Here is a 24,847-nt window from a genome sequence, read left to right on the forward strand (position 1 = left end):
GGAGGCGTACGGGGAAAGGCGTGGCGGGGGGACCGGAGCGTCGGGCCTGGCAACCGTTTTTGCGGTCGGCGGCTTCCGCCTCCTCCTTCGATGTCCGAACTTGGCGCAGATGACTTCCTTACCGCGCGTACCGAAGAGGTGGTCCGACGCATCGCCGACGGCGGCGGTCCGATCGTGATCGCGATGTCCGGCGGGGTCGACTCCTCGGTGGTGGCGGCGCTCGCGTTCGAGGCCCTCGGAGAGCAAGCGGTCGCGGTGACCCTGACCGGGCCCGCCGTCGCGCGTCGGGAGGTCGAACGGGCCGCGCAGGTCGCCCGGGCGATCGGCATCGAACATCGACCGATCTCGGTCGATCCTCTCGCGGTCGCGTCGTACCGCGAGAATCCATCGAACCGCTGCTTCTTCTGCCGTTCGATCGAGGCCGAAGCCCTGACGGCCGAGGGTGTGAAGCGCGGAGCTCGCCAATACGTCGACGGGATCCACCGGGACGATCTCGGGGAGGATCGCCCCGGCATCGCGGCGATGGAGCGGGCGGGGTTCCGCCACCCCCTCGCCGATGCGGGGTGGCGCAAGGCGGACGTCCGCCTCGAGGCCCGCCGTCGCGCGCTCCCCAACTGGGACGAGCCGTCGGACGCCTGCCTCGCCTCGAGGATCGCGCACGGTGAGCCGATCGATCGGGAACTGCTCTCCCGCATCGAGCGCGCGGAGGAGATCGTCCGCGCGCTCGGCTTTCGGCAGGTGCGCGTTCGGGTCCGTGCCGGAGCCGCCCGGATCGAGGTCGAGCCGGAGGGCGTCGGGCGGCTCTCGGTCCCGAGCGTCACGATCCCGCTGACCGAGCGGTTGACCCGGCTCGGATTCGCCCAGGTGACGATCGACCCTGCGGGGTATCACGGGCTCCTCCCCCCCGTCGGCGCGCGATGAGCACCGCTCCCCCGACACACCCCGAGCTCACGGGGCAGTTCCAACTGGAGACCGAGCTGGTCCCTCAGGGCGATCAGCCGGCCGCGATCGCCGAGCTCGTCGAGCGGATCGAGCGGAAGGAGAAGTACGTCACGCTCCTCGGAGTCACGGGCAGCGGCAAGACGTTCACGATGGCCCACGTGGTCCAACGCCTCCAGCGGCCGACCCTCGTCATCTCCCCCAACAAGACGCTCGCGGCCCAGCTCGTTAGCGAGTTCCGGGCGCTCTTTCCGCACAACGCCGTCGAGTACTTCGTCAGCTACTACGACTACTACCAGCCCGAGGCCTACGTTCCCCAGATCGATCTGTTCGTCGAGAAGGACGCGTCGATCAACGAGGAGATCGACCGGCTGCGGCACCGGGCGACCCAGGCGCTCCTGACCCGTCGGGACGTCCTCATCGTGGCGTCGGTTAGCTGCATCTACGGATTGGGTTCGCCGGAGGACTACCGAGCGTCCGTGGTCGATCTGACCGTTGGGCAGGAGATTGGACGGCAGGACCTGCTCGAGCATCTCGTCCGGATGAAGTATGCCCGCAACGACTACGAGCTCAAGCGCGGCCGCTTCCGCGTGCGGGGAGGTACGATCGACGTGATGGGTGCCGGCGAGACCATCCACCGGATATCGCTCGAGGGACGCACGGTGGGATCGATCGCCGAGCTCGATCCCGTGACCCAGGAAGAGGTCCGGGAGATCTCGAACCTCGCGATCTTCCCCGCCACGCACTTCATGACGGTCGACGAGCGCCTGCGGGGCATCCTCGAGGAGATCAACGTTGAGAAGGACGCGCGCGTACAGGAGTTCGTCCGGGCCGAGAAGATCGTGGAGGCGCAGCGCCTGAAAGGACGGACCGACTACGATCTCGAGATGATCCGGGAGACCGGCTACTGCTCCGGGGTCGAGAACTACTCGCGGTACTTCTCCGGCCGGAAAGCCGGGGATCCGCCGTACACGCTGCTCGACTTCTTCCCCGAGAACTTCCTCGTGTTCATGGACGAGTCCCACGTTTCGGTCCCCCAGCTCCAAGGGATGTACAAGGGAGACCGCAGTCGCAAGGACAATCTCGTCGAGTTCGGATGGAGGCTTCCCTCGTGCCGGGACAATCGCCCCTTGAAGTTCCCGGAGTTCCTGACGCATGTGCCGCAGCTCGTCTTCGTCTCGGCCACCCCCGGACCGTTCGAGCGGAAGGCCTCGAGCGGCATCGTGGAGCAGATCATCCGGCCGACCGGCCTGGTCGACCCCCCCATCGAGGTCCGCCCCATCGAGGGCCACATCGCGGATCTCGTGCGCGAGCTCGAGGCTACGGTCGCGCGCGGGGACCGCGCCCTCGTCACGACCTTGACCAAGGCGACCTCCGAGGAGCTCGCGAGCTATCTCGCGAACCGCGGAATGAAGGTCCGCTATCTGCACTCGGAGATCGAGACGCTCAAGCGCATCGAGATCCTGCGCGATCTTCGCCTGGGACGATTCGACGTACTGGTCGGGATCAACCTCCTGCGGGAGGGTCTCGATCTCCCCGAGGTTAGCTTCGTCGCGATCCTGGACGCGGACAAGGAAGGTTACCTCCGAAGCGAGACCTCGCTCATCCAGACGGCCGGCCGCGCGAGCCGCAACGTCGACGGTCGTGTGGTCCTCTACGCCGATCGAGTGACGGGCTCGATGGCACGCGCGATCTCCGAGATGAAGCGCCGGAGGGAGACGCAGGTCGCCTACAACCGCGAGCACGGCATCGTGCCCGAGTCGATCCGTAAGGAGGTCCGCGCGCTCCTCGCCACGGACGAGGAAGCTCCGTCCGGAGAGCTGTCGATCTCGGGTCTCGGCAAAAAGTGGAAGGAACAACTGCCGCTCCTGCTGGCCAACTTGGAGGAGGAGATGCGCCTCTCCGCGGAACGGCTCGACTTTGAGGAAGCGGCCCGCATCCGCGACCGCCTGCGGACCCTCCAGCGGGAGGCGCGAGACCCGAAGCGCCGGGGCTCCCGCGTTCCCGCCAAATAAACCCTGTTTGCCCCGGGGCGAAAGGGTGTTTTAGGAGGGCCGACTGGTCTCTCCCATGCCGACCGCACCCGGCGAGGTTCGGGCCGGAGGGCTGGCCGGCCTGCGTCGCGGGGGTTCGATGACCGAGCTGTTGTTCCTCTACGAATGCGAGACGCTTCATCCGACCCAGCTCCGCCCGGTCGCCGAACGCCTCGGACTGACGGTCCAGGCGGCCTCCCACACCTACCGCCAGCTCGCACGACGCGGACTGGTCGCCTTGCGCGATGGTCGCTACCGCCCGACGTTCGAGGGGGTCGCGTGGCTGCACGAGACCCTCGGCCGTCTCGAGGACGATGTCCGGCGAAGGCTGGCGCATCTGCACGTGATCCGCTCCACGCGCGCCATCGCGCTCGCCGATCTTCGCACGAACGACCCCGTCTCCCTCGAGATCCGAGACGGGCTCCTCTCCGCCCGCCCGGGTTCTTCGGGGACCTCCCGGGGTCGCGTCTCGCGCGGAGCCGCCAAGGGCCGGATCGTCGAGGTCGCGAATCTCGAGGGCATCGTCACCCTCGAGCCATCGACGGTCTCGATCCGCACCCTGGCGGAGTCCGATCTGTCGGATCCTCACTTACCGGACCGGCTTCGCGCGCTCGTCGGCACGGAGGATGAGTATCTCGCGGCCGAAGGGCTCGAGGCGTTCGAGGCGCTGCGTCGAGCGACCGGCCACCGCGTCCACCGATTTGCGGTCGGCGCCGCAGCTCGGGAGGCGGCGCGGCTCGGAGTACCCGGGACCATCGTCGTCATGGACCGTGACCTACCCCGACTCCTGGCAGAGTTCTCGGGGCAAGACCCTCCACCGCTCGATGTGCTGCCGCTTCCGAAGGCCGCGCACCGCCTACGCGGAGGGCGTCGGCGGGCCTGAGCTGAGCGCCCGAAGCTCCCGAACGATCTCCTCCATGCCCGTCACCTCGCGGGCACCGGCCTCGCGAAGCTGCTGATAGACCTGGGTGGCGCGCCCTCCCGTGAAGTCTCGCTCGGTGATGGACGGGCGACTCACCAGGAAGCTCGGAGTGGTCCGGACGTAGGGGCGCAGGTCCTCGAGGTTTGCGAGATTCGACGGTCCCACCACGAACGGGGCGACCACGATTGCTCTCGCCGCGGCGAGCAGCGCCCGGTGCCGCTCGCGGACCTCGGGGCCGAGAGGAGCGAACGGAGCTTCGATTGGCCCGCGGATCAGGAGAGCTTCGGCTACCTCGGCATCGGTGTCGAGCAGGTGGAGCGCCCCGACGCTCAGGGAGTAGCCATCGTCCGCGAAGGTCCGCAGGTATGGGGCCGCCGCTCCGCCCCCGCCCACCACGTGCACCGGGCCGAAGCCCGTCCCGGATCCGGGCCCCCTCGGGGCCGTGGTCAGGTGGTGCGCTATGAGGTAGGGCATGCCGGTCCGAGGCTCCCGGCGGAGGTCCGCTACCACGCCCCATACCTGGGCGAGCAACCCCTCGGAAAGGATCTCGGCCGGGGGCCCATCCGCGACGCATCGACCCCGAGATAGGACCACGATGCGGTCTGCGAACCTGGCGGCGAGGTTGAGGTCGTGGAGGGCGGCAACGACGGTGACCCCTCGGCGGTGCGCGAGGTCCCGGACGCGGGCGAGCAGGTCCAGCTGGTGACCGATATCGAGATGGGAAGTCGGCTCGTCCAGGAGCAGCAGCGGGGTCGTCTGGGCGAGGGCTCGTGCGAGCACCGCCCGCTGACGCTCTCCACCGCTGATCGATAGGAGGCCATCGTCGGCTCGATCGGCGAGCCCGACCTGCTCGAGAATCGAATGCCCGAGTCGGTAGTCTTCCTCCGAGTCGCCCTCCAACAGGCCGTGGAAGGCGTATCGACCGTAGAGGACGTAATCGATGAGTCGAACATCGTCTCGCGGGCTCTCCTCCTGAGGGAGCCACGCCACTCGACGCGCCCGCTCGAGTATCGAGAGCGACTCCAAGGCGTCGCCGAAGAGTTCCACGCGACCGGCGCTCGGGGTTACGAATCCTAGGACGGTGCGTAACAGGGTCGTTTTCCCCGAGCCATTCGGACCGGCCAGCGCGACAAACTCCCCCGACCGTACGGAGAGATCGATCTTGCGGAGGGCCGTGCGCGCACCGTAGCTGACGCTGACGCCCACGAGCCGGAGGGGCGGAGCGGTCGCCGGGGTCCCGCTCACAGGCTCCCCATCGGACTGCCGACCCGCCGGCGGAAGAGCAGGTAGATGAAGAACGGGGCTCCGAAGAACGCGGTGAAGATCCCGATCGGCAGCAAGGAGGTGGGGTACACGAGGAGGGCGAAGTCCCGGGCGCCCAGCAGGAACACCGCTCCGACGAGGGCCGAGCCGGGCAGGACGTACCGATAGTCGGTCCCGGCGATACGACGGACCACGTGCGGCGAGACGAGACCGACGAACCCGATGATCCCGGTGAACGCGACCGCGACGCCCGTCGTCAACGACGCGAGGAGGATCAGCCGTATCCGAACCCGGCGTACGTCGACTCCGGCGCTCCGCGCGACGTCGCCCCCGAGTTGCATCAGGTTGAGCTCTCGCCCGAAGAGGCTGAGGAGAGTGCCGGTGATCAGGAGCACTCCCAAGGCGATCCCATCGACCGGCCAGGATGCGTTGCCGAGGCTACCGAGGAGCCAGTAGGAGACCTGCTGGCTTCCGGATGGGTTGTACAGGAGCAACAGGGCGAGAACCGCCGAGAGCAGGCTCGCGAGAGCGACCCCCGTCAATAGAAGTGTTTCGACCGTGCCGTAGCGGCTCACCGCCACCGCGAGGATCGCGACTCCGGTCGCGATCGCACCGATGAAGGCGAACAGAGGCAGAAACAGGTCCGGCGCGACCTGGCCGACGTGGAAGTCGAAGACGATCGCAGCGCCGATGGTCCCGCCGCTCGAGATGCCGAGCAGGAACGGGTCCGCGAGCGGGTTGCGGAACGTCCCCTGGAGGGTCGCGCCCGAGATTCCGAGGGCTGCGCCCGCGATCACGGCGAGGACGATCTCGGGGAGCCGAGCCTGCCAGATGATCTCGCCCCATCTCGTGCAGAGATCCGGCGACACAGAGGTTCCCGCGCAGGCGTTCGGCAACCCGAACAGCAGTCGAAGGGTGGTGAGGGGTGGGATGAAGACGGTGCCGAGAAGCGAGGAAAGCGCCACGGCCACCGCGACGATCGCTACGATGGCGCCGAGAAGGGCCCAGGGACTCGAACGGCGTAGGCGCATCGCCCCCGAGGGAGTCGCCTCGCCTACCGCCGGCGGAGCGCGCTCCTCCACGGGCCTAGGAAAGGCTCGAAGGATGGAAGAATGCGAGGAGCGCGGGCAACCCGGAGAGGATCATCGTGGGATCGGCCTCGGTCAGCCAGTTCGAATCCATCCCCGTCAGGTTCCCACTTTGCACCGCGGAGAGCTGGCCCCAGAACGGCGCGCTCGTGTAGGCGCTCTCATTCAGACCGAAGCCGGTCGCGTAGACGAGGTAGTGCGGGTTGGCGACCAGTACCTGCTCGCCGGACAGCTCGGGATACTCGAAGGTCGCATTCGCGGCGATGCTACTCCCACCCGCAAGCTCGATCAAGGACTGTCCGAACGTGCCCGGCCCAAAGGTCCAGTACCCATTCGAGTCCACGTAGTAGGTGACCAGGACGGTCGGGAAGCTCGATGCGTTCGCCACCACGGCGGTCGCGTTGTATAGCTCGGTCGCGAGCTGGGTGTTCAGCGCGTTCGCACCCGCCGTGACCCCGAAGATCCGAGCGAGGAGCGAGACGTCGATCTCGATCCCGCTCAGGGTCGGGGGCTGCAACACCACGACCGGGATATGGAAGGTGTCCGTGATCTCCTGGAGTGCCGCGGCCGGCACGAACGTAGCAGCGAGAACGACCTGAGGCGTGGCCGCCAGCAACGCCTCGAAGTCGAACGTCGGTTCGGCTTGAATGCACATTGACGAGGAGAGATTCCACAGCGCGATCTGGTCGGGAGAGTAATCCGCGGAGAGCCCGCCGAATGCCGGTGCATAGCAATCGACCCCGACGACGTGGGATCGCAGGCCCAGCCGATACATCGAGTCCATGATGTTGGGCCCGAGAACGACGACCCGAGCCGGGTCGTACGGAAGGGTCACGCGGTGCCCCAGATCGTCTGTGATCGTAAGGTTCCCCGAGGTGGTACCGCTCGCGGTCGTGGCGAAGTAGACGGCGGCACTCGCGATGCCGATGCCACTGACGACCAGGATCACGACCACGAGCCAGGTCAGGGGGACCATGCGACGCGGGGGAACCGCGGAGGACCCATTCAACGACATTGGATTGTGGGCAAACACTCTTTAACATAAGGGTTGCCCCGGGAAGATCCCCCGGAGCCGGCCGGGGTTCCGACCGACAAAGGATATCTCTCCCCGCCGTCCCGGGCGCTCGGAGGGAGCATAGGCTAATCTGGTAGACCAGCGGGCTCCAGTCAGGGGGAACCATCGGTCCTCCTGTGAAGTTGGGTCTGCGGAGGGATGCGAACGCATCCCGATGACGAGTGACTGGAGCGCGCGGAGAGACCCGCATATCGGGGTTCAAATCCCCGTGCTCCCATCCCCTGGGCTCTCCGCATCGCCCGCCCGCGTGCTCCCGGCCCAAGATCCACCGATCCAAGTGGTTTGGGACTTGAATAATTTAAGTATCGAAGTAATTTCGGGTTGCGGTCGAGAGTCCGACCGACTCCGAACCTGCGACGCACATGTCCGAGCCCTCCGCTCCCGCATCGATCCCTGCGGTCGCCGCCTCCTCCGATCCACCCGCGCCGCTGGAGATCGGGCGGTTCGATCGACGCTACGCCAACCGGGCTATGCTCCTCCTGGCCGGGCTCGTGATCGTGGTCCTCTACATCGAGGCGATGCTCACGCCGTCCCTCCCCTCCATCGCAGCCCAGTTCAACGTCAGCGAGGCCCAGGTGAGCCTGGTACTCGCTGTCTACCTCGTATCCGGGTGTGCGCTCGCCCCGATCATCGGAAAGCTCGGTGACATCTATGGGAAGAAGCGGGTCCTGGTCTACGTTCTGATCATCTACGCGGCCTCGGTCTCGGTCACGGGGTTCTCCCCGAACTTCGCGTTCCTCGTCGCCGCGCGTACGGTGCAGGGGATCGGCCTCGGGATCTTTCCGCTCGCCATGACCCTCGTGCGGGAGGAGTTCCCACGCGAACTCGTACCCCGATCCCAAGGTCTCCTCAGCGGGATGTTCGGGGTGGGCCTGGCGATCAGCCTGCCGCTCGGGGCGTTCATCTCGAACGGGTACGGCTGGCAGGTGACGTACCACACCGCAATCCCGTTCGTCGTTCTCTTGACGGTCCTCTCGGCCATCGTCCTCCGGGAATCCCGTTACCGGCGCCCCCAGGCGAAGGTCGATTACATCGGCGCGACCGGCCTCGGCTGTTCGCTCGCCCTCATCGTTCTCGGTCTCTCCCTCGCTCCGAGTTGGGGATGGGCCGCGGTCGGCACCTGGACCTTGATGGGGCTGGGGATCTCCATCCTCATCCCGGTCGGCCTGTACGAGCGCTGGGCCACCGAGCCGATCCTCAACTACCGGATGCTGAAGGAACGGAACCTGATGGTCACGAACCTCGTCGTGACGCTCACCGGGCTCGGCTACTTCCTGGCCCTTCAGGCGATGACGTTCCGATTCCAGAGCCCTCCGGGATCCGGGTTCTCCTATTCGATCTTCAGCACGGGGGTCGCGCTCGTGCCGTTCGCGATCGCCCAGCTGATCTTCGCACCGCTCGCCGGCCACTTCGTCTCGCGGACGGGGATCCGGCCGATGGTCTTCCTCGGCTCGACCATCGGCTGCATCGGCTTCGTGCTCGCCGCGCTTTCCAACAGCCCGGCCTCACTGATGGTGAGCGAGTTCGTGGCGAGCGCAGGGCTCGCCATCGCGATCGCGTCGATCATCAATCTCATGGTGCTCACCGTGGAACCGAAGGACCTCAGCCTCGCCACCGCGCTCAACACCGTGTTCCGCCTGGTCGGTTCCAGCGTGGGCGCCCCGATCGCCGGCACGATCATGACCACCTATGCGATCTCGGTGGCGACGCCCGGCGGCTCGATCTTGGTGCCGTCCCCGCTCGCCTACGAGATCATCTTTGCGATCGCGGCGGCGAGCTTTGTCCTTATCGCCGTCCTCGCTATCTTCGCCCGGGAGATGCTCGGGCGCCGGAGGAACGTCTCCCATGTCCTCACGACCGACTCGAGGGACCCGGCGTCGCCCGCGGTCGCCTCGATCTCCACGGAGAGCTAGTAGCGATGCCGGCCTCCCGATCGAACTCGCCATCCGATCCGGCCGCGGGCGAAGTGTGGCGAGCCTTGTGGGGTCTCTTCCGAGCCTTCGGGCCGGAGCTCCGGCGGATCGCTCACTCTGTGGGTATCACCCTTCCGCAACTCGCCATGCTGAAGGCGTGCGAGCAGGGCTCCGTCACCGCGACCGAGCTCGCACGACGGTCCGATCGAACCGCGCCCGCGATCACCTACGTGACTCGGGAGCTCGAAACGTCGGGGCTCCTGCGGCGCATGCCCTCCACCCGCGATCGCCGCCGGGTGGTGTTCTCCCTCACAGCGAAAGGCCGAGCGACCCTCGAGCGGGTCCACATGGAGGGAGAGCGGTGGGACCGGGACCTGTCGGCCTCACTTTCCCGAGAGGAATGGCGTTCGCTCGCCCGGGCGATCGAGGAACTTGCCGACCAGGTAGAGTCACACACCCATACGCGCGACGGCGCGTTCGCGCCCCGTGCCGGTCGACGCTTACGCTCGAACTCTCGCTCCGGATCCCGATTGGAGAGTCGAGCGACGCACATATGAGCGGGGGCCCGAGTGGCCACCTCCAAGGCTGATGGCGAATCCTCCGGGCGTGCCCTTCTCCGGGCAGGTCCCCGTCTCGGAAGAACTCCCGCCTCGGGCCTACTCGCTGACGGTCAATTCCGCCGGCGTCTTCCTGGCGGCAATCGCGATCCAGTTCATCGGGTTCATCGGGAGCCTGGTGCTGTACAAGTACGTCGGGATTACGGCGTCTCTCCAGGCGCTCCTCGGGCTGGTCCAGCTATTCCTCGGGATCGGCTCCGCGATCAACAGCCTCGGCGACTTCGGTCTCGGGGGTGGGTATCGGTTCTTCATCGCTCGGGGGAAGAGCGCCACCGACAACACCGGGACGTACCTCCTCATCCGCCTCTTGGTCTGCGGTCTCGCGGCCGCGCTGATGCTCACGCTCGCGCCGATCTCCTTCGCGGGAGCGACGCTCGCCTCGAACGGTCCCGAACTCATCGCGCTCGGGCTCTTCCTCCTGCTCCCGATTATCTGGACAGGCGAGCAGATCTACCAGAGCTACTACATCGGGGTCGGCAACTCCGTCAAGGCGCAGTACCCGTACCTGGTCGAAGTGCTCGTGCGCACGCCGCTGATCATCGTGGCGGCGTTCCTTTCCCCGACGCTCTTCGGTCTGACGATCGCCTACTTCGTCGGGGCCATCGCGTCTGCGATCTATTGCCTGCCGTTCCTTCGGGCCTTCGTCCGACGGTACAAAAAGTCCGAAGCGGTTCTCCTGCTGAAGTTCTCCTGGCCGCTGCTCGGCGCGCTCGGCCTGTCGTACGTCGCCTCGAACGCGATGCCATTCGTCGTCAACGCGACCCTCGGCCTGCAGGCCGTCAACAACTTCCTCGTCGCGAACGGCTTCCGCATCCTCGTGCTCGCGCTTCCCTCGGCGGTGGCCGCTCCCCTCTTCCCGTACTTAGCGAAGCTGCACAAACGAGAGCAGTACGAGGCGATCCGCGAGGGGACGTGGCAGGCGATCCGCTACACGTCGATGCTCGTCGTCCCGGCGGTCCTTGCGCTCGTCATCTACCGGGTGAACGTACTCAACATCCTGACCAATTCGCTCTACGCCCAGACCGCAGCGACGCCGCTCGCCATCCTCGTAGCGAGCACGATCCCGGCGGCGATCACCGGGCTCATCGCTGCCGGGCTCAGCGCCATCGGTTGGCGTCGACTCGAGCTGTACCTGACCGCCTTCCAGGTCCTCGCGATGTTCGCGATCGCGTTCGTGCTCCTCCCCCCGTACGGCATCCTTCCGGCGAGCGATGGGCTCATCGCCGCATCCCTCGCGGTGCTCGCGAGCTCCGTCGCGGCGTTCATCTGGAACGCGATCGCCATGCACCGTCTCATGGACGTCCAGGTCCACCCCAAGGCGATCGGCATGATCGCGTTGAGCGCGCTCCTCGCGTTCGTCGCCGTGGGTCGGCTCAACAGCGTGCTGGCGATCAGCCGCTACTACGAGCTCGCCGTGGGGGTCCTCCTCGGATTCGCGGTGTACTTCATCGTGCTCGCGCTCGTCGGCGAGCTCACCAAGGAGGATGTGCTCCGAGTGGGCCGATCGATCGGTCTACCGGATCGCCTTCTCGGCCCGCTCTCCCGGATGTGCTGGCGCCCCCTCACCCCCCGTCTCGAGCCCGTACGACCCGGCCGGGGACTCGGATTCACGAGTGGAGATATCCCCGAGATGGAACGCGAGGAAGAGGTCGCCTCCGAAGGCGGCCCTCCGCTCTCCTAGGGGCGAACGGGTGCCGAAAGCTCGGTGCGCGCGAGCGCCGGGCTCGGCGTGGCCCCATGCATCATCTCCGCGAGGTACTCCTTCAGATCCTGCGGACCGCTCGGGCTGCCGTGGGCCGTGAGGAGGACGCCGATCGGCTCTTCGCGCTCATGGAGACGATCCGAGCGGCTCCGGGTGGTGGACGAACTCGACGAGCTCCTCCACTCGGGCAGGATCGGTGGTGGGAAGGACCCCATGGCCCAGATTGAAGACGTGCGAACGGCCGTCCGGGATCTCGTTCAGGACCCGCCGAGCGGCCGCCCTCAGCGTCCCCGCGTCGCCGAGGAGGGCACCGGGATCGAGGTTGCCCTGGAGGGCGAGATCCGCGCCGATCCGACGTCGCACCCGGCCGAGCGATTCGCGCCAATCGACCCCCAGCGCCGTCGCGCCGAGATCGGCGAGCTGTTCGAGCAGGTGCGAGGAGCCCGTCGAGAAGTAGATCGTGGGGAGCTTCAACGGCTGGAGCGCCTCGAACAGTCGCTTGAGGCGGTCGGCGAGGTGCTCGGCGAAGACCCGATCGCTCACCGTCCCGACCCAGGTGTCGAACAGCTGGAGGGCCGCGGCCCCGGCCCGAGCCTGCATCCGCAGGTACTCCACGGTCATGTCGGTGAGGCGGTCGAGAAGGAGATCGAATCCCGCGGGGTCCCGGTAGAGGAAGCGCTTGGTCTCGGCGTACTCCCGCGAGGCTCCTCCTTCGATGAGATAGGAGGCGAGCGTGAAGGGGCCGCCGGCGAATCCGATGATCGGCCGTTCGGTCTCGAGCTCCCGGTACCGTCGGATCGTTCCTCCCACGAACCCCACGCTCTTCTCGGCATCGAACGCGGTGAGCCCCTCGACCTGGGCGCGGGTCCGGATCGGCTTCGGGATCACCGGCCCCACCCCCGGGTCGATCGAGAAATCGATCCCGAGGCCGGCGTACGGCAGCGTGATGTCGGCGTAGACGATCGCCGCATCCAGGTCGAATCGCCGCAGCGGCTCCAGCGTCACCTCGACCGCGAGTTCGGGCGTCCGCGCGAGCTCGAGGATCGGGTGGCGCTCGCGAAGGGCCCGGTAGCCGGGCAGGTACCGGCCGGCTTGGCGCATCAGCCAGATCGGTCGCCGGTCGACCTCCTCCCCTCGGAGGGCGCGAAGGACCCGATCGCGCATCAGCCTCCGCTCCGTGCGACGCGGGCGAACGCCTCGGCGAAGCGGGGCCGGGCCCAGGCGATCTCGCGAGCACCGACCGCGGTGGAGAGGAAGGTCGTCTCGAAGGCGGACGGAGGGAGCGCGATCCTCCGGTCCAGGGCGGCGTGGAAGAACCGGGCGTAGCGTTTCCGGTCGAGCCCGCGGGTGTCGGCGAAGTTCCGGATCGGACCCGGTCCGAAGGAGAGGCCCAGCATCGAGCCGACCCGTTGGATCGTGAACGGGGCGACGCCGGCGCCGTCCGCGGTCTCCCGAAGCGCCCGCTCCAGGGCGCGACCGGACCGTTCGAGCGAGCGGTAGGTGGATGCGGTCAGTGCGTCGAGCGTGGCGATCCCGGCGGCCATGGCGACGGGGTTACCCGCGAGGGTCCCGGCCTGGTAGACCGGGCCGAGGGGGGCGACCGCTTCCATGACGTCGCGTCGGCCCCCGTACGCTCCGACCGGCATCCCTCCGCCGATGATCTTGCCGAGCGTGACGAGGTCCGGGGTGAGTCCGAGGGTGGGGGCCGCCAGCCCTCGGCGCAACCGGAAGCCGGTGATTACCTCGTCCGCGATCGACAGCGCGCCCGACCGATGGCAATGACGACCGATCGCGGCGAGGAACCCCGGTTCGGGGGGTACGACTCCCATGTTGGCGGCGACCGGCTCGACGATGACGGCGGCGGTTTGGGTCCCCCAGCGTTCGAACCAGGCGTGGAGCGCCGGCACGTCGTTGTACGGGAGCACGTGGGTTTCCGCGACGATCGATCGAGGAACTCCCGCCGAATCCGGCTGGGCCGCGCTTGCGAGACCGGAGCCGGCCCGGGCGAGCAGACCATCGGAGTGGCCGTGGTACCCGCCCTCGAACTTCACGATGCGGTTGCGACCCGTGAATCCACGGGCGACCCGCAAGGCGCTCATGGTGGCCTCGGTTCCCGAGGAGACGAACCGGATGCGCTCGATCGCCGGGGCCGCACGCCGGATCCGCTCGCCGAGCTCGTGCTCGAGGGGCGATGGGGCCCCGAAGGAGAGGCCCCGCGCAGCGGTCTCGCGGACCGATCGAACGACCGAGGGGGGAGACGCACCGAGGATGTTGGCTCCCCACGAGCCGACGAGGTCGAGGTAGCGAGCTCCGTCCACGTCCGTCAGCCATGCGCCCCGGCCCCGGGCGTAGAAGACCGGGGTGCCTCCGACCGAGGTGAACGCGCGGACCGGGCTATCGACCCCTCCGACGAGGGTCCGCTGGGCCCGCCGGAACAGGGCCCGGGAACGCGGCCCGGGCGCGGGGCTCACGGGATTCCCTCGGCGAGCTCGATCATCCGCTTCGGGCGGACCCGGAGCGCGGTGAAGATCGGCGTCTCGAGCTGCGTGTAACGGCTCGCCTCGGTCGGGCGGAGATCGGACACGAGGTCCAGGAACTCCGCGGGGGATTCGGCTTCGAAGGAGAGGATGAACTCCATGTCATCGAGGCCGAAGGAGTAGGCGGTGTGGATCAGCACGTTCGGATACTTGTGGCCGATCCGGAAGTGCTCGCCCATGATGCGTCGGCGTTCCTCGAACGGGAGGCCGTACCAGTCCCGTCGCTTGACGAATGGATAGAGGAACAGGTAGGGAAGATCGGCGGGCCGACGCTGGGACGATCCGCCCTCTTGCCCCGCGTGCGCGTGCTCGCCCAGGTACTCGGAACGGCGGGCCATCCCGAGGTAGGAGTACCGTGTTTCGAGATAGCCCCCCATCTCGGTTCCGAAGAGCCGGGCGTGCCACTGCTGGATCTGCTCGAGGTCCGGGGAGATCATCCACAGGAGCATCTCGACATCGGCCTTCGTGCCGACCAGAGAGAACGTTCGAACGATCGCTCCGGCGGGCGGGGATTCGAGGACCCGCTCGAGCTGCGCGCTCCCGCGGTGGCGCAGGTGCGTGGCCCGTCGCCGCCACTTTGGGCTCAGGCGCAGGAGGGTATACTTGACGAAATCGCGCGGCTCGGAGTCTCCCTCGGCTGCCGGCTCGGTCATCGTCCCTCCTGAGACCACCGGGCCAGATCGCGGGCGAAGTAGGAGATCACGAGGTCGGCGCCGGCGCGGTGCATCGCATTCGTCGCCTCGATTACCGCAGCACGTTCGTCGAGCCACCCGCGCTCGGCCGCGGCACGGATCATGGCGTACTCCCCGCTGACCTGGTAGGCGGCGATCGGGTGGGGGAACTGCGCCCGGGCGCGCGCGATCACATCCAGGGAAGGGAGAGCGGGCTTGACCATGAGGACGTCCGCTCCCTCGGCAGCGTCCAGCGCGAGCTCGCGGAGCGCTTCCCGTCCGTTCCGAGGGTCCATCTGGTAGGAGCGGCGGTCCCCGAACGAGGGGGTCGAATCGGCAGCGTCGCGGAACGGTCCGTAGAACGACGAGGCGAACTTCGCCGCGTACGCGACGATGCCCGTGGTTTCGAATCCGGCCCCATCCAGCGCGGCCCGGATGCCGGCGACCTGGTGGTCCATCATGGCGCTCGGAGCGACGAAGTGGGCTCCCGCGCGCGCGTGGGCGACCGCGATCCGACCGAGTCGATCGACGGTGGCGTCGTTGTCGATCTCCGAGCCTCGGAGGATCCCGCAATGCCCGTGCCGAGTGTACGAGCACAAGCAGACGTCCGTCCAGATCACCAGATCCGGAGCCGCGCGCCGGATCGAGCGGATCGCACGGACGACGCTTGAGTTCGAGCTCCACGCCTCGTGGCCATCGATCTCTTTTCGCTTCGGCAGGCCAAAGAGGAGCACCGCCGGTATCCTTTCGCGGAGGAGGTCCCGGGCGAGCGTTCCCACCGTGTCCGTACCGTAGCGCAGGACCCCGGGGAGCGACGGGATCGCCTCGGGGCGTCCCTCCGAAGGGCGTAGGAACACGGGATACACGAGGCGGGAGGGAGCGGCGCGGACCTCGGCGAAGAGCTCGCGGATCGCCGGGGTCGTACGAAGTCGTCGCATGCGTTCGGAGGAGGTCGCGCCCGATCGGGATCCGATGCGGGAAGAGTCAGTCCGTTGCATGGGCGAGCACTCCAAGAAGGTAGGGGGTAAAGCGTTGTACCGAGGCGGACGGAGCGACACCCACTTCGCGAAGACCGTGACCCCGCGCCGCCTTCGCGGTGCGGGGACCGAGCACGACCCAGCGGGCCGACCGGGCCAGATGGCGAAAGGTGCCGAGACCCACCATCCGGCGGAAGTGCGAGATCGCCGAGGGGCTCGCGGCGACCACGACCCGTGCCGCACGCGCCGACCGTTGCGCATCCGCGTCGAGCCGGGGACCCGGGCGGGTCCGATACACCAGCAAATCCAGCACCGCGTGCCCGCTTGCCGCGAGTTCTCGGCCGAAGCGGGGTCCCGCTCGATCCGATCGTGGAAGGACGATGCGTCGCCGACGCCCGGCGAGCGCGCGGCGCACGGGCTCGGCGCCTTCCCCGTTCGCACGCCGGACCCGAGCTACCCCGGCCTTTTTCAGCGCCCGTTCGGTCTCGGTCCCGACGGCCCAGAACTCTACGGATGCGGATCGGAACCCGGCGTGTCGCAGCAGGGGGCGCACGAACGCCTCGACCGCTGCCTTGCTGGAGACCGCCACGGTATCGAACGGGCCGAACCGCTCGAGCCGTCGGGCGATGTTCGCGCGGGCGGCCGGGGACGGGACTACGGTCTCGACCCTCTGGAGCCGAATGCCGTTGCGGGCCAGTTCAGCACCGAGAGTGGGCAGGGTCGTTCGAGAGGAAAGGAGCAGTACCGCAGGCGGCCGTCGGTCGGGCACGATCTTCCTACCGGGCCACCTGCGCGAGGAGCTCCCGCGCCCCCGCATCGTTCAGCGCCTTCCCTACGCGTCGCCCGAGGCTTGCGGCCCGGCCGAGAGAGTCACTCCCACGCGCGGCGAGTGTGATCGTTCCATCGGGAGACAGGACCTCCGCCCTCAGAACCAGTCCACCGGAGCGAACCGTGGCCAGTGCCCCGAGAGGCAGGTTGCAGTCGCCGCCCACCGCGGCGGCGAGTTCCCTCTCGGCGGTCACCGCCGCACGGACCGCGGGAGCGTCGAGTCGGGCGGCGATTCGGGCGACCCGCCGGTCCCCCCGTCTCGCCTCGAGCGCGAGGGCCCCTTGTCCGGGGGCCGGAAGGAAACGGGTGCTCGGGAGGATGCCGGAGATCTCCGATTGCCGACCCAGCCGGGCGATCCCCGCCACCGCGACGAGGATGGCGTCGATCCTTCGGGTGCGGACGAGGCCGATGCGTGTGTCGACATTGCCTCGTACCTCTTGGACGCGGAGATCGGGACGCCATCGGAGCAGCTGAGCTCTCCGTCGTAGGCTGCTCGATCCGACCCGGGCTCGCGGTGGGAGCCGCATCGCGTTCAGGCCCTTGCGTGCGACGAGGCAGTCGCGGGCATCGGCCCGGGGCGGATAGGCCACGATCGTGAACGGGAGTAGGGTTCGTGCGGGGAGGTCCTTCGCGCTGTGAACGGCGAGATCGATCCGATGACGATTGAGCATCCGTTCGAAGATGCCCGTGAAGTCCGGGGAGGAACCTCCGGAGCGGTCCCGGTCTCCCGCGCTCTCGACCGCGACCACCTCGAAGGTGGCGCTTGGATCTGCCCGACGCAGGCGACGCACCACGAGTTCGGTCTGTGCGCGCGCGAGCGGGCTTCGGCGCGTTCCGACCCGGATCGGGTCGCTCACAGTCCGTCGGGATCGATTCGGTACAGGGCGAGCGCGAAACGACGCAGCCGATCGGCCTCGGCTCCCGGGGGAAGCTCGCGCACGCGTTCGGTCGGCTCGCGGAGCAGTTGTGCGACCAGCCGGCGGGTCATCCGATCGACGGCCATCCGCTGCTCCGGGGTCAGCGCGCCGAGGAACCTATCGGCGGTCTCGAGCTCGGCGGTACGGATCGCCTCCCCGTGCCGCCACACGGCGTCGATCCAAGGCTCGAGCAGCGTGCGCTCCAGTTCGATCCACGAGGCCCGAGCGCGATCGGCGACGTGCCGTTCGAGCGTGTCGGTCTCTCCGCCTCCCACCGCACCGACGCGGAGGTCTTCGAGGTCGAGGAGCCGGATCCGCGGATCGGCGCGGACCTGGGGATCCACGTTGCGTGGGACGCCCAGATCGATGAGGAGGAGCGGACCGGTCGGATCTCCGAGGTCCGCGAGGCCGATGATCCGTCCACCGGACTTCGCGGCCGTCACGACCGCATCGGAGAGATGGATCTCCTGGGAGAGATGGGAGACGCTCGCCGCGCGCGCCCCCGTGGCCCGAAGGAAGTCCTCGGAAGGAGGTGCGGAGCGGTACAGCAAGGTCACCCGGGCGTACGAGGCGAGCGCCTCGGCCAGCTGGCGGCCGACAACCCCCGCCCCGACCACCACCACTCGGGGGAACGGTCGCGCGACCTCCTCCAGCAGCCGGGTGGCCGCCACGGCGGCGATCGATCGATGGGACGGAACGTCCGGCGCGATCGACTCCGCGGCCTCGACCGCGGAGTTCAGCACCCCACGCAACACCGGCCGCGGGTAGCGGCTCCGGACGCTGTGAGCGGCCCGGCGCACCTGCTCGCGCACCTCGCGCTCGCCGACCGCGAGCGACTCGAGCCCCGCGCTGACCCGGTAGACGTGGTTCACCGCCTCCGGGCCGACCCGGACGGTCCAGGCGGCCGGCGGACCGGGGAGGAGTTCCTGCCAACGTCGAGTGGCCTCGGGCGTTCGTACCAACACGATGAGCTCGACGCGGTGGCAGGTGCGCAGTACTCCGATCTCCTCGGTGCCGGGGATCGACGCCCAGGCGCCCTCGACCCACTCCCAGGTGATCGCCCGGGCGACGGTCTCGAGTTCGTCGATCGATGCCCGGCCCAGGCTCATCCCGAGCACCGCCACATTCAGGGGCGGTCCCTCGTGCTCGGACAGGGCGGGGTGGCCCTCCGCGGGTGCGGTGCGGGGAGGTTCATCTCCGCGATTCCGCGTTCCAACTGACCGAGAGCTCGACGGCACTACGACCTCGGGGCACGGGGCCCAAAGGGCCCAGCTATCTGGGCTTTATGGGCGTGGGTACAAACTATCGAGGAGCTCGCGGTCCGGCCCCGCCGCGGGCCGGTTACTGTCGCTACCGCGGCTTCGCAGAGCTTAAACCATGAGGCGTGGTGATTACCCGTGGAGACAACGACCGTGATCGCGATCGAGATGAAGCCGGCAGCCGCCGACCAGGTCAAGCAACTGATCCGTGGACAGAAGCCCGAGATTGCCGTGCGGGTCTACGCCCAGCCCGGCGGTGGGGGATGCGGGGGTGGATCGCACGTGCAGTTCGGGATGGCGTTCGCCAAGCCCCGCGCCGATGACGAGGTCATCACCCTCGGCGATCTTCGAGTGATCATCGACCCGTCGTCCGTCAAGTACGTCAACGGAGCGGTCATCGACTACGTCGAGAATCTCAACGAATCCGGTTTCAAGATCACCAACCCCAGCCTCCCCGATGCCGACGCGGCGGGCGAGGCGGGCGGATGCGGGTCCTGCGGATCGAACTCTGCCAACGGTGGCGGGTGCGGCTGCGGCTGAACGGAACCCTGACGAGCGGAAGCGGTCCGACCCGCACCCGAAGCGCGCCCCTCGCGGGGAACGGTAGGGTCCCTCGATATCGAACCACGGGCGGATGCCCGGCCCGGCGGCCGATGTGAGCGCCGAACCGCTCGTAGCACGCGATCTCCGCAAGGTCTACACGACCCGCGGCTCGCCGCCGGTCGAGGCGCTCTCGGGAGTCTCTATCGAGGTCCGAGCCCGCGAACGGATCGCGCTCCTCGGAAGGAACGGGGCCGGGAAGACGACGTTCCTGAAGATCGCCTCCACGCTCCTCCGTCCGACCTCGGGCACGATCGAGATCTTCGGGCACGACGCCGACCGCAATCCGGACCGCGCCCGGCCGCTGATCGCGGTCGTCCCGCAGGAGGGTAAGCCGTTCTTCCACCTCACCCCGCGCGAGCAGATCTACACGTACCTGCGGACCCGGGGGCTGAGCCGGGAGGTGGCCCAGACGCGCACCGCGACCGCGCTGGACCAGATGGGGCTCGAGGAGGTCCAGGACCGCCTCGCGATCACGCTCTCGGGCGGACAGCGCCAGAGGACGATGGTGGCGACCGTGATCGCCACGCACGCGCCGCTGCTCTTCCTGGACGAGCCGACGATCGGGATGGATCCCTTCGCGCGCCGGGCCGTCTGGGCCGCGCTACGCGAACTGACGCGGATGGGCTCGACGATGCTGCTGACGACCCACTACCTCGACGAGGCGGACGCGCTCAGCGATCGCCTGTACATCATCGAGCGGGGACGGGTGCTGATGGAAGGGACCGCCGAGGAGCTCAAACGCTCGGTCGGTGGGACCCTGAAGGTCACGATCGCCGGGCAGACCCAGCATATGGACCTGTTCCGTTCCTTCGGCACGGTGATGACGGACGGCACCTCCCTTACGGTCATCGTTCAGCCGGATTCCCTCGGCGAACTGATGGCGATCGCGGTCCGGGAGCGCCTGACGACGACCGTCGGGCCCGTGACCCTGGAAGAGGCGTTCATGCGCGCGGTGGGGCGCTCGATCAATGAGGACGAGTGAGTCCCCCGCCCCGTACCGGGCCTTCCGGGGGCTGTCCGCGTTCTTCTGGACGGAGGTGCGGGTCCAGTCGCACGAATCGACCGCGATGGCGACCTCGATGGTCGTCCAGGGAGTGCTCCTCGTCTTCGTCTTCATCCTCGATCGCAGCCTCCTTCCCGTCGCTTTCCTCGGCGCGATCATCTTCTCGATGTTCACGATGGGCCAGCGCCTCCTCAACGAGGCCGCCTACGTGCGGATCGACCACAAGGCCACCGATCTCTACCTCGCCTCCCCCCTGACCCCCGAGGCGTTCTTCCTGGGGATGGCGGCGGGCGTGATGCTCGTCTATCTCACTCCGGTCATCCTCCTGTTCGTCTTCGCCGAGATCGTCGTCGGCTACTCCGTGCCGACGGTCCTCCTGCTGGCCGGCACCGGCGCCCTCGTCTGGCTGTTCTCGGCATCGTTCGGATACGTCATCTCGACGTTCTTCCGCGATAACCGCGCAATCTGGGCGTACGCGAGCCTCATTTTCAACGGGTTCGGCGTGCTGCCGCCCGTCTTCTACCCGCTGTCTTACTTCCCGGTGGCGTTGCAGCCCATCGCTCTGATGCTCCCCCCGAGCGCCGCGACCGCACTCCTCCAAGTCTCGATCGGCGTCACGAGCCTCTCGACCGGCGCGATCGCCCTCGCCGCGAGCGCGCTCGTTGCGGAAACGCTCGCGATGTTCCTGTTCACGATCTACTGGGCCCGCCGCAAGGTCCGGGAGGACTAGGCATGGCCACCGCGACGGGGGAGCCGGTCGTCGCCCAGCGAGGCCGCGCGCTGCCCGCGTTCGCCATCATCGGCTGGAGGTGGATCGGCCGGAGCCCGGCGGTCGCCATCGCGCCGATCCTCCTCCCGTTCATCTTCCTGTACTTCCTGAGCCTGATCTCCCCTCCGTCCCTCCTCCCCCTCGAGATTGTGGGGGCGATGCTGTTCACGATGCAGAACATCGGCAGCTGGGTCCTCGGGGACAGCGCGATCTGGCGGATCGAGTGCTCGCTTCAGGACATGTTCGTGGCGAGTCCGCTGGGCCGGATCCGCTACCTGTTCGGGATTGCGTTCTCGAACCTGATCGCGATGGTCCCGGCGCTCGTCGTGCTCGTGGCCCTCCTCTACTTCGAGCTCGGCCGCAACGGGATGGCGTTCACCCCGTTCGCCGGCCTCGTCCTAGTGGGCGCGCTCGCGGTGATGTGGGCATTGTTCAGCGCGGTCGGCATCAGCGTGTCGAGCCGCGTCAAGACCCAGCGCGCCATCTACCCCGTGGGGAATCTCACGTTCACGATCCTCGGGATGCTCTCCCCCTTGTACTACCCGCTCACTTCGCTGCCGCCGGTTTGGCAGGACATGGCGCGGTTCCTGCCCACCACCTACGCGGCGCTCCTGGTCCAGGGGGCCTTCGGCATCACCCCGGCGACGCCCCCGGAGATGGCCCTCTACGCCGGCCTGTTGCTCCTGAGCGCGACCGTGGGGATCGTGCTCGCGCTGAGGATGTACAAGTGGGGGACGGAGTGAGCCGTGGAACCCAAATGTTCATGCCCCCGCGCGCCATGCACCCTGCGGTGCGTCCCGAGCAGCAACACCTCCGACATCTTTCGCTCCGACGCTCCCGACGGCTCGGCCGGCCGTTTCCTCTCCGTTCCCCTCGGGGGTATGGAAGGTAGGAGCACCGATCGATGAGTCCCGACGAGTTCGACGAGATTCTCTCCGCGCTCGATCGCGAGACGGCCCGGATACGCGTGCGAGCCGAGCCGCGACGCTACAACAAACCCGCGACCGTGATCTCGGGGTTCCCCCCAGGGGTGGACCTCGCCGAGACGACGCGGGCCCTGAAGAACCGGCTGGCCACGGGGGGGAGCGTCGTCGATGGGGAGGTCTACCTGCAGGGGGACCACCGAGCACGGATCCGGGACGAGCTGGCCCGCCTCGGCTTCGATCCGGAGACGATCGAGATTTCGGACGCCGCTCTGCCGAAACGCGGACGGCGCGGCTAGGCCCGGGGAGTCCCGCCCGGGGGCGATGGCGGGGCCGATCCGGCCGCGGATCGCCCCCGCCCGGGGCAACCGCTTGCCCTAATATCCCCCCGCGCTCGGCTGGGAGGAGCTCGTATGGCGAACTATGCACACCCTGACGTCTTGGTCGACACGGAATGGGTGCTCGCGCACCACAAGGACCCGAAGGTCCGCGTCGCGGAGGTCGATTACGACCCTTCGGCGAACTACGAACAGGGGCACGTCCCCGGCGCGGTCCTCTTCGACTGGCGCAAGGACATCAATGACCCCGTAGCGCGCGACATCCTCTCCCAGCAGGCCCTGACGGAGCTGTTCCGTCGGGCGGGGATCGACGACGACACGACGGTCGTCCTGTACGGGGACTTCAACAACTGGTTCGCCGCGTTTGCCTTCTGGGTGTTCGCCTACTACGGGACGAAGCACGTCAAGATCCTGAACGGTGGCCGCAAGAAGTGGATCGCCGAGGACAAACCGCTCAGCAAGGACCCCCCGAAGCACCCCGCGGGTCACTTCACGGCGGCGGCGCCCAACCCGAAGCTGCGTGCCTACATGGACGATGTGCGCACGTCGCTGCCCGAGGTCAAGGCGGGGAAGTTCATCCTCATCGACGTGCGCGGACCGAAGGAGTTCTCCGGGGAGATCACCGCGCCGCCGGAGTACCCGACGGAGCACGCGCAGCGCGGGGGCCACATCCCCGGCGCGAAGAACATCCCGTGGGCCCAGGCGGTCAACGAGGACGGCACGTTCAAGTCCCGCGAGCAGCTCGAGGAGCTCTACGGCTCGAAGGGCGTCAAGTCCGAGACCCCCGTGGTCACGTACTGCCGGATCGGCGAGCGGTCGAGCCACACCTGGTTCGTCCTGACCTACCTGCTCGGGTACCCGAACGTGCGGAACTACGACGGCTCGTGGACCGAGTGGGGCAATCTCATCCGAACGCCGATCGAGAAGCCGTAATGCGCTAGCCGCGTCGGGGCACCCGGGGGACCGGGTGCTCCTCCTTCCGGACGAGGAACTGGTGGAGATCGCCCTCGCGTCGGCGGGCGAGCAGTCCATGGCCCGCCTGATCGGACCAGCGCTCCATCTCGATCGGGCTCGTCGGATCGTCCGTCACAAGGAGGATCGCCGTGCCCGGCGGCCGGGCGGCGAGCTCTTCGTTGAGCTTGGTCAGGATCGCCGAGCATTCGATCCCGATCTCGAACATCTCGAGATCCGGTGTCGCCGGCCAGCAGTGGATGCGCTGGGCGTGGATCCGCTCGAGGAGCCGCTCCCGGATCGCGTGCGCGCCCTCCAGGGGGGGTCCATCGACCCGATCGGGACGGAAGCGCACGATCCACCCCGCGTCGTACGGGGAGTCGTTGACGAGCCGCGGCCGTTGGAAGAGCGCCGGGTTGCGCTCCGTGACGGTCCCATCGACGGGCAGGCGAACGGCCCCGGTGTAGCGGACGGTTTCGATCATCCCGACGCTCCGGCCCGCGGCGATCGCGCCCGGGAGGGGCCGGTAGGTCACGGCGGTGACGGGCCCGATGAATGCGGCGAAGGCCGAGATGATCCCGATCTTCGCCGAGGCGCCGCCCGGCTCGACGAGCATCCAGACGTTGTTCTCGAGGTCATAGAGCCGATCCTCGGGCAGAGGGCAGCCTTCGAGATCCACGTGGAGGGGAGCGGTCCCCGGCCCTTTACCGCTTCGTGGGGTCCCCGAGACGGAACCTTTTTCGCGGGTCGAGTCCCTCGCTCCGCGATGCCGGCGTCGACCCACGCTTCCCGCTCGCCGCGCCGGTTCCGCTGCCGCTGCGGCCACCTGCTCACGAACCACATGCAGGTCGAGGGGATTCCGGGCTCGGCCAGCTTCCGTCTCGAGCCGACGGGGCCCTGCGCCCTCTGCGGAGAAGGGATCTGCCGGAAGTTCTCGCCGGGGACCGCGTGAGCCGGCCGCGAGCTCAGCCGTAGGCCGTGCGCAGGAGGTATTCCTTGAACTGGCGCAGGCGCTCGTCCCAGAAGTGGAAGTGCCAGGACCGGGCCGCCTCCCACGCTTCCCCGGCTCCCCAGCCGGTGTGCTCGAGGGTCACGTCGATCCCTTCGGGGGATTCTTGCAGGCGGATGTAGACGGAGGTGCGCGCTTTGGGCTCGTTCATCCAGCGGCCGAACTCGGGCGGTCCGGTCCACGAGAACTGCAGATCGACGTCGGGGTGGATCGTCTCGATCACCCCGGCGCTGGTGAATCCCTTGGGGTCCTTCCACGTGAGCACGTACTCGCCCCCGACCTCGGGCGTGACGCGCGCGGAATCGCACAGCCAGCTCTCCAGCGCCTTGGGCTCCAGCAGCGCCGAAAAGACCATGGGAATCGGAAGCGGGATGGTGACCTGGATCAGGATCGGGTCCAGCGCTTCCTCGACCATGGGGCACGGTTCGCATCGGCGCGTAAAGGGTTTGCGCAGTTCCGCGGTGGTCGTTCCGCATCGATGGGGAGACGCACCGACGGCTCGCCCGTTCT

General features: G+C 68.2%; 25 protein-coding genes and 1 tRNA gene. 14 read left to right on the forward strand and 12 right to left on the reverse strand.

Going from position 1 to position 24,847, the window contains the following annotated elements; all coding sequences use genetic code 11:
* The first annotated feature begins 90 nt into the window (after nucleotides 1–90).
* Genes larE through VMV28_04370 form a run of 3 tightly spaced genes read left to right on the forward strand, consistent with a single transcriptional unit; the run spans nucleotide 91 to nucleotide 3,855 of the window.
* Nucleotides 91–921, forward strand: a complete 831-nt coding sequence (gene larE, locus VMV28_04360; protein HUZ79832.1) for an ATP-dependent sacrificial sulfur transferase LarE — start codon at nucleotides 91–93, stop codon at nucleotides 919–921.
* A complete protein-coding gene (uvrB, locus tag VMV28_04365; GenBank protein HUZ79833.1) occupies nucleotides 918–2,954 on the forward strand; it encodes an excinuclease ABC subunit UvrB in 2,037 nt (678 codons plus the stop codon). Before larE ends, uvrB begins: the two co-directional genes overlap by 4 nt.
* Before the next feature lie 55 nt (nucleotides 2,955–3,009).
* Complete coding sequence (locus VMV28_04370; protein ID HUZ79834.1) at nucleotides 3,010–3,855, forward strand: hypothetical protein; 846 nt, start codon at nucleotides 3,010–3,012, stop codon at nucleotides 3,853–3,855.
* On the opposite strand, the gene VMV28_04375 is transcribed toward VMV28_04370, so the two are convergent.
* Genes VMV28_04375 through VMV28_04385 form a run of 3 tightly spaced genes read right to left on the reverse strand, consistent with a single transcriptional unit; the run spans nucleotide 3,829 to nucleotide 7,221 of the window.
* Nucleotides 3,829–5,139: an ABC transporter ATP-binding protein gene (locus VMV28_04375; protein ID HUZ79835.1), complete on the reverse strand. Its 1,311-nt coding sequence runs from the start codon at nucleotides 5,137–5,139 to the stop codon at nucleotides 3,829–3,831. The genes VMV28_04370 and VMV28_04375 overlap by 27 nt on opposite strands.
* On the reverse strand, nucleotides 5,136–6,239 hold the full coding sequence (locus VMV28_04380) for an iron ABC transporter permease (protein ID HUZ79836.1): 1,104 nt from the start codon (nucleotides 6,237–6,239) through the stop codon (nucleotides 5,136–5,138). Before VMV28_04380 ends, VMV28_04375 begins: the two co-directional genes overlap by 4 nt.
* Nucleotides 6,240–6,243: 4 nt before the next feature.
* Nucleotides 6,244–7,221, reverse strand: coding sequence for an ABC transporter substrate-binding protein (locus VMV28_04385; protein ID HUZ79837.1), 978 nt, complete (start codon nucleotides 7,219–7,221; stop codon nucleotides 6,244–6,246).
* Nucleotides 7,222–7,374: 153 nt separating this feature from the next.
* Between VMV28_04385 and VMV28_04390 the strand changes: the two genes are divergently transcribed.
* The 4 genes from VMV28_04390 to VMV28_04405 all read left to right on the forward strand — a co-directional run bounded on the left by VMV28_04390 (nucleotide 7,375) and on the right by VMV28_04405 (nucleotide 11,531).
* Nucleotides 7,375–7,537, forward strand: a tRNA-Trp gene (locus VMV28_04390).
* 145 nt (nucleotides 7,538–7,682) lie between these two features.
* Nucleotides 7,683–9,233, forward strand: a complete 1,551-nt coding sequence (locus VMV28_04395; GenBank protein HUZ79838.1) for an MFS transporter — start codon at nucleotides 7,683–7,685, stop codon at nucleotides 9,231–9,233.
* Between the two features lie 5 nt (nucleotides 9,234–9,238).
* On the forward strand, nucleotides 9,239–9,790 hold the full coding sequence (locus tag VMV28_04400) for a MarR family transcriptional regulator (GenBank protein ID HUZ79839.1): 552 nt from the start codon (nucleotides 9,239–9,241) through the stop codon (nucleotides 9,788–9,790).
* A 31-nt stretch (nucleotides 9,791–9,821) separates the two neighbouring features.
* Nucleotides 9,822–11,531 carry a lipopolysaccharide biosynthesis protein gene (locus VMV28_04405; GenBank protein HUZ79840.1) on the forward strand — a complete coding sequence of 570 codons (1,710 nt, stop codon included), beginning with the start codon at nucleotides 9,822–9,824 and terminating at the stop codon, nucleotides 11,529–11,531.
* Between the two features lie 147 nt (nucleotides 11,532–11,678).
* On the opposite strand, the gene hemE is transcribed toward VMV28_04405, so the two are convergent.
* Genes hemE through VMV28_04440 form a run of 7 tightly spaced genes read right to left on the reverse strand, consistent with a single transcriptional unit; the run spans nucleotide 11,679 to nucleotide 18,591 of the window.
* Nucleotides 11,679–12,716 carry a uroporphyrinogen decarboxylase gene (hemE, locus tag VMV28_04410; protein HUZ79841.1) on the reverse strand — a complete coding sequence of 346 codons (1,038 nt, stop codon included), beginning with the start codon at nucleotides 12,714–12,716 and terminating at the stop codon, nucleotides 11,679–11,681.
* Nucleotides 12,716–14,023 carry a glutamate-1-semialdehyde 2,1-aminomutase gene (locus VMV28_04415; GenBank protein HUZ79842.1) on the reverse strand — a complete coding sequence of 436 codons (1,308 nt, stop codon included), beginning with the start codon at nucleotides 14,021–14,023 and terminating at the stop codon, nucleotides 12,716–12,718. Before VMV28_04415 ends, hemE begins: the two co-directional genes overlap by 1 nt.
* The gene (locus VMV28_04420) at nucleotides 14,020–14,742 is read right to left on the reverse strand and encodes a chlorite dismutase family protein (protein HUZ79843.1); all 723 of its coding nucleotides are present in this window, start codon (nucleotides 14,740–14,742) and stop codon (nucleotides 14,020–14,022) included. The genes VMV28_04415 and VMV28_04420 overlap by 4 nt, the downstream gene beginning before the upstream one ends.
* Nucleotides 14,739–15,758: a porphobilinogen synthase gene (gene hemB, locus VMV28_04425; GenBank protein HUZ79844.1), complete on the reverse strand. Its 1,020-nt coding sequence runs from the start codon at nucleotides 15,756–15,758 to the stop codon at nucleotides 14,739–14,741. The genes VMV28_04420 and hemB overlap by 4 nt, the downstream gene beginning before the upstream one ends.
* A complete protein-coding gene (locus tag VMV28_04430) occupies nucleotides 15,745–16,506 on the reverse strand; it encodes a uroporphyrinogen-III synthase (protein ID HUZ79845.1) in 762 nt (253 codons plus the stop codon). The genes hemB and VMV28_04430 overlap by 14 nt, the downstream gene beginning before the upstream one ends.
* 7 nt (nucleotides 16,507–16,513) lie before the next feature.
* Nucleotides 16,514–17,422 (reverse strand): hydroxymethylbilane synthase, encoded by a 909-nt coding sequence (hemC, locus tag VMV28_04435; protein ID HUZ79846.1) that lies wholly within the window; start codon nucleotides 17,420–17,422, stop codon nucleotides 16,514–16,516.
* On the reverse strand, nucleotides 17,419–18,591 hold the full coding sequence (locus tag VMV28_04440; GenBank protein ID HUZ79847.1) for a hypothetical protein: 1,173 nt from the start codon (nucleotides 18,589–18,591) through the stop codon (nucleotides 17,419–17,421). The genes hemC and VMV28_04440 overlap by 4 nt, the downstream gene beginning before the upstream one ends.
* 288 nt (nucleotides 18,592–18,879) lie before the next feature.
* Here VMV28_04440 and VMV28_04445 point away from each other — a divergent pair, with 288 nt between their 5' ends.
* From VMV28_04445 to VMV28_04470, 6 genes are all read left to right on the forward strand, one after another.
* Nucleotides 18,880–19,281 carry an iron-sulfur cluster assembly accessory protein gene (locus VMV28_04445; GenBank protein ID HUZ79848.1) on the forward strand — a complete coding sequence of 134 codons (402 nt, stop codon included), beginning with the start codon at nucleotides 18,880–18,882 and terminating at the stop codon, nucleotides 19,279–19,281.
* Between the two features lie 115 nt (nucleotides 19,282–19,396).
* On the forward strand, nucleotides 19,397–20,326 hold the full coding sequence (locus VMV28_04450) for an ABC transporter ATP-binding protein (GenBank protein HUZ79849.1): 930 nt from the start codon (nucleotides 19,397–19,399) through the stop codon (nucleotides 20,324–20,326).
* Nucleotides 20,313–21,077, forward strand: coding sequence for an ABC transporter permease (locus VMV28_04455; GenBank protein ID HUZ79850.1), 765 nt, complete (start codon nucleotides 20,313–20,315; stop codon nucleotides 21,075–21,077). Before VMV28_04450 ends, VMV28_04455 begins: the two co-directional genes overlap by 14 nt.
* Before the next feature lie 2 nt (nucleotides 21,078–21,079).
* The gene (locus VMV28_04460) at nucleotides 21,080–21,859 is read left to right on the forward strand and encodes an ABC transporter permease (protein ID HUZ79851.1); all 780 of its coding nucleotides are present in this window, start codon (nucleotides 21,080–21,082) and stop codon (nucleotides 21,857–21,859) included.
* Between the two features lie 161 nt (nucleotides 21,860–22,020).
* Entirely contained in the window at nucleotides 22,021–22,338 is a 318-nt protein-coding gene (locus tag VMV28_04465) for a hypothetical protein (protein HUZ79852.1), read from the forward strand.
* A 114-nt stretch (nucleotides 22,339–22,452) separates the two neighbouring features.
* On the forward strand, nucleotides 22,453–23,310 hold the full coding sequence (locus tag VMV28_04470) for a sulfurtransferase (protein HUZ79853.1): 858 nt from the start codon (nucleotides 22,453–22,455) through the stop codon (nucleotides 23,308–23,310).
* A gap of 4 nt (nucleotides 23,311–23,314) precedes the next feature.
* On the opposite strand, the gene VMV28_04475 is transcribed toward VMV28_04470, so the two are convergent.
* Nucleotides 23,315–24,007 carry a hypothetical protein gene (locus VMV28_04475; protein ID HUZ79854.1) on the reverse strand — a complete coding sequence of 231 codons (693 nt, stop codon included), beginning with the start codon at nucleotides 24,005–24,007 and terminating at the stop codon, nucleotides 23,315–23,317.
* An 87-nt stretch (nucleotides 24,008–24,094) separates the two neighbouring features.
* Here VMV28_04475 and VMV28_04480 point away from each other — a divergent pair, with 87 nt between their 5' ends.
* Complete coding sequence (locus VMV28_04480) at nucleotides 24,095–24,280, forward strand: hypothetical protein (GenBank protein HUZ79855.1); 186 nt, start codon at nucleotides 24,095–24,097, stop codon at nucleotides 24,278–24,280.
* Nucleotides 24,281–24,293: 13 nt separating this feature from the next.
* Here the strand turns inward: VMV28_04480 and VMV28_04485 are convergent, their stop codons facing one another.
* Nucleotides 24,294–24,752: an SRPBCC domain-containing protein gene (locus VMV28_04485; protein HUZ79856.1), complete on the reverse strand. Its 459-nt coding sequence runs from the start codon at nucleotides 24,750–24,752 to the stop codon at nucleotides 24,294–24,296.
* Nucleotides 24,753–24,847: the final 95 nt, after the last annotated feature.

The organism is Thermoplasmata archaeon (assembly GCA_035532555.1).
Lineage (GTDB): Archaea > Thermoplasmatota > Thermoplasmata > Lutacidiplasmatales > UBA184 > Lutacidiplasma.

Excerpts from the sequence above, each read along its gene's own strand:
- larE (HUZ79832.1), top strand. The coding sequence starts at position 91 with ATGTCCGAACTTGGCGCAGATGACTTCCTTACCGCGCGTACCGAAGAG.
- uvrB (HUZ79833.1), top strand. The coding sequence starts at position 918 with ATGAGCACCGCTCCCCCGACACACCCCGAGCTCACGGGGCAGTTCCAA.
- VMV28_04370 (HUZ79834.1), top strand. The coding sequence starts at position 3,010 with ATGCCGACCGCACCCGGCGAGGTTCGGGCCGGAGGGCTGGCCGGCCTG.
- VMV28_04385 (HUZ79837.1), bottom strand. The coding sequence starts at position 7,221 with ATGGTCCCCCTGACCTGGCTCGTGGTCGTGATCCTGGTCGTCAGTGGC.
- VMV28_04395 (HUZ79838.1), top strand. The coding sequence starts at position 7,683 with ATGTCCGAGCCCTCCGCTCCCGCATCGATCCCTGCGGTCGCCGCCTCC.
- VMV28_04400 (HUZ79839.1), top strand. The coding sequence starts at position 9,239 with ATGCCGGCCTCCCGATCGAACTCGCCATCCGATCCGGCCGCGGGCGAA.
- VMV28_04405 (HUZ79840.1), top strand. The coding sequence starts at position 9,822 with ATGGCGAATCCTCCGGGCGTGCCCTTCTCCGGGCAGGTCCCCGTCTCG.
- hemE (HUZ79841.1), bottom strand. The coding sequence starts at position 12,716 with ATGCGCGATCGGGTCCTTCGCGCCCTCCGAGGGGAGGAGGTCGACCGG.
- VMV28_04420 (HUZ79843.1), bottom strand. The coding sequence starts at position 14,742 with ATGACCGAGCCGGCAGCCGAGGGAGACTCCGAGCCGCGCGATTTCGTC.
- hemB (HUZ79844.1), bottom strand. The coding sequence starts at position 15,758 with ATGCAACGGACTGACTCTTCCCGCATCGGATCCCGATCGGGCGCGACC.
- VMV28_04440 (HUZ79847.1), bottom strand. The coding sequence starts at position 18,591 with ATGAGCCTGGGCCGGGCATCGATCGACGAACTCGAGACCGTCGCCCGG.
- VMV28_04455 (HUZ79850.1), top strand. The coding sequence starts at position 20,313 with ATGAGGACGAGTGAGTCCCCCGCCCCGTACCGGGCCTTCCGGGGGCTG.
- VMV28_04460 (HUZ79851.1), top strand. The coding sequence starts at position 21,080 with ATGGCCACCGCGACGGGGGAGCCGGTCGTCGCCCAGCGAGGCCGCGCG.
- VMV28_04465 (HUZ79852.1), top strand. The coding sequence starts at position 22,021 with ATGAGTCCCGACGAGTTCGACGAGATTCTCTCCGCGCTCGATCGCGAG.
- VMV28_04470 (HUZ79853.1), top strand. The coding sequence starts at position 22,453 with ATGGCGAACTATGCACACCCTGACGTCTTGGTCGACACGGAATGGGTG.
- VMV28_04480 (HUZ79855.1), top strand. The coding sequence starts at position 24,095 with ATGCCGGCGTCGACCCACGCTTCCCGCTCGCCGCGCCGGTTCCGCTGC.
- VMV28_04485 (HUZ79856.1), bottom strand. The coding sequence starts at position 24,752 with ATGGTCGAGGAAGCGCTGGACCCGATCCTGATCCAGGTCACCATCCCG.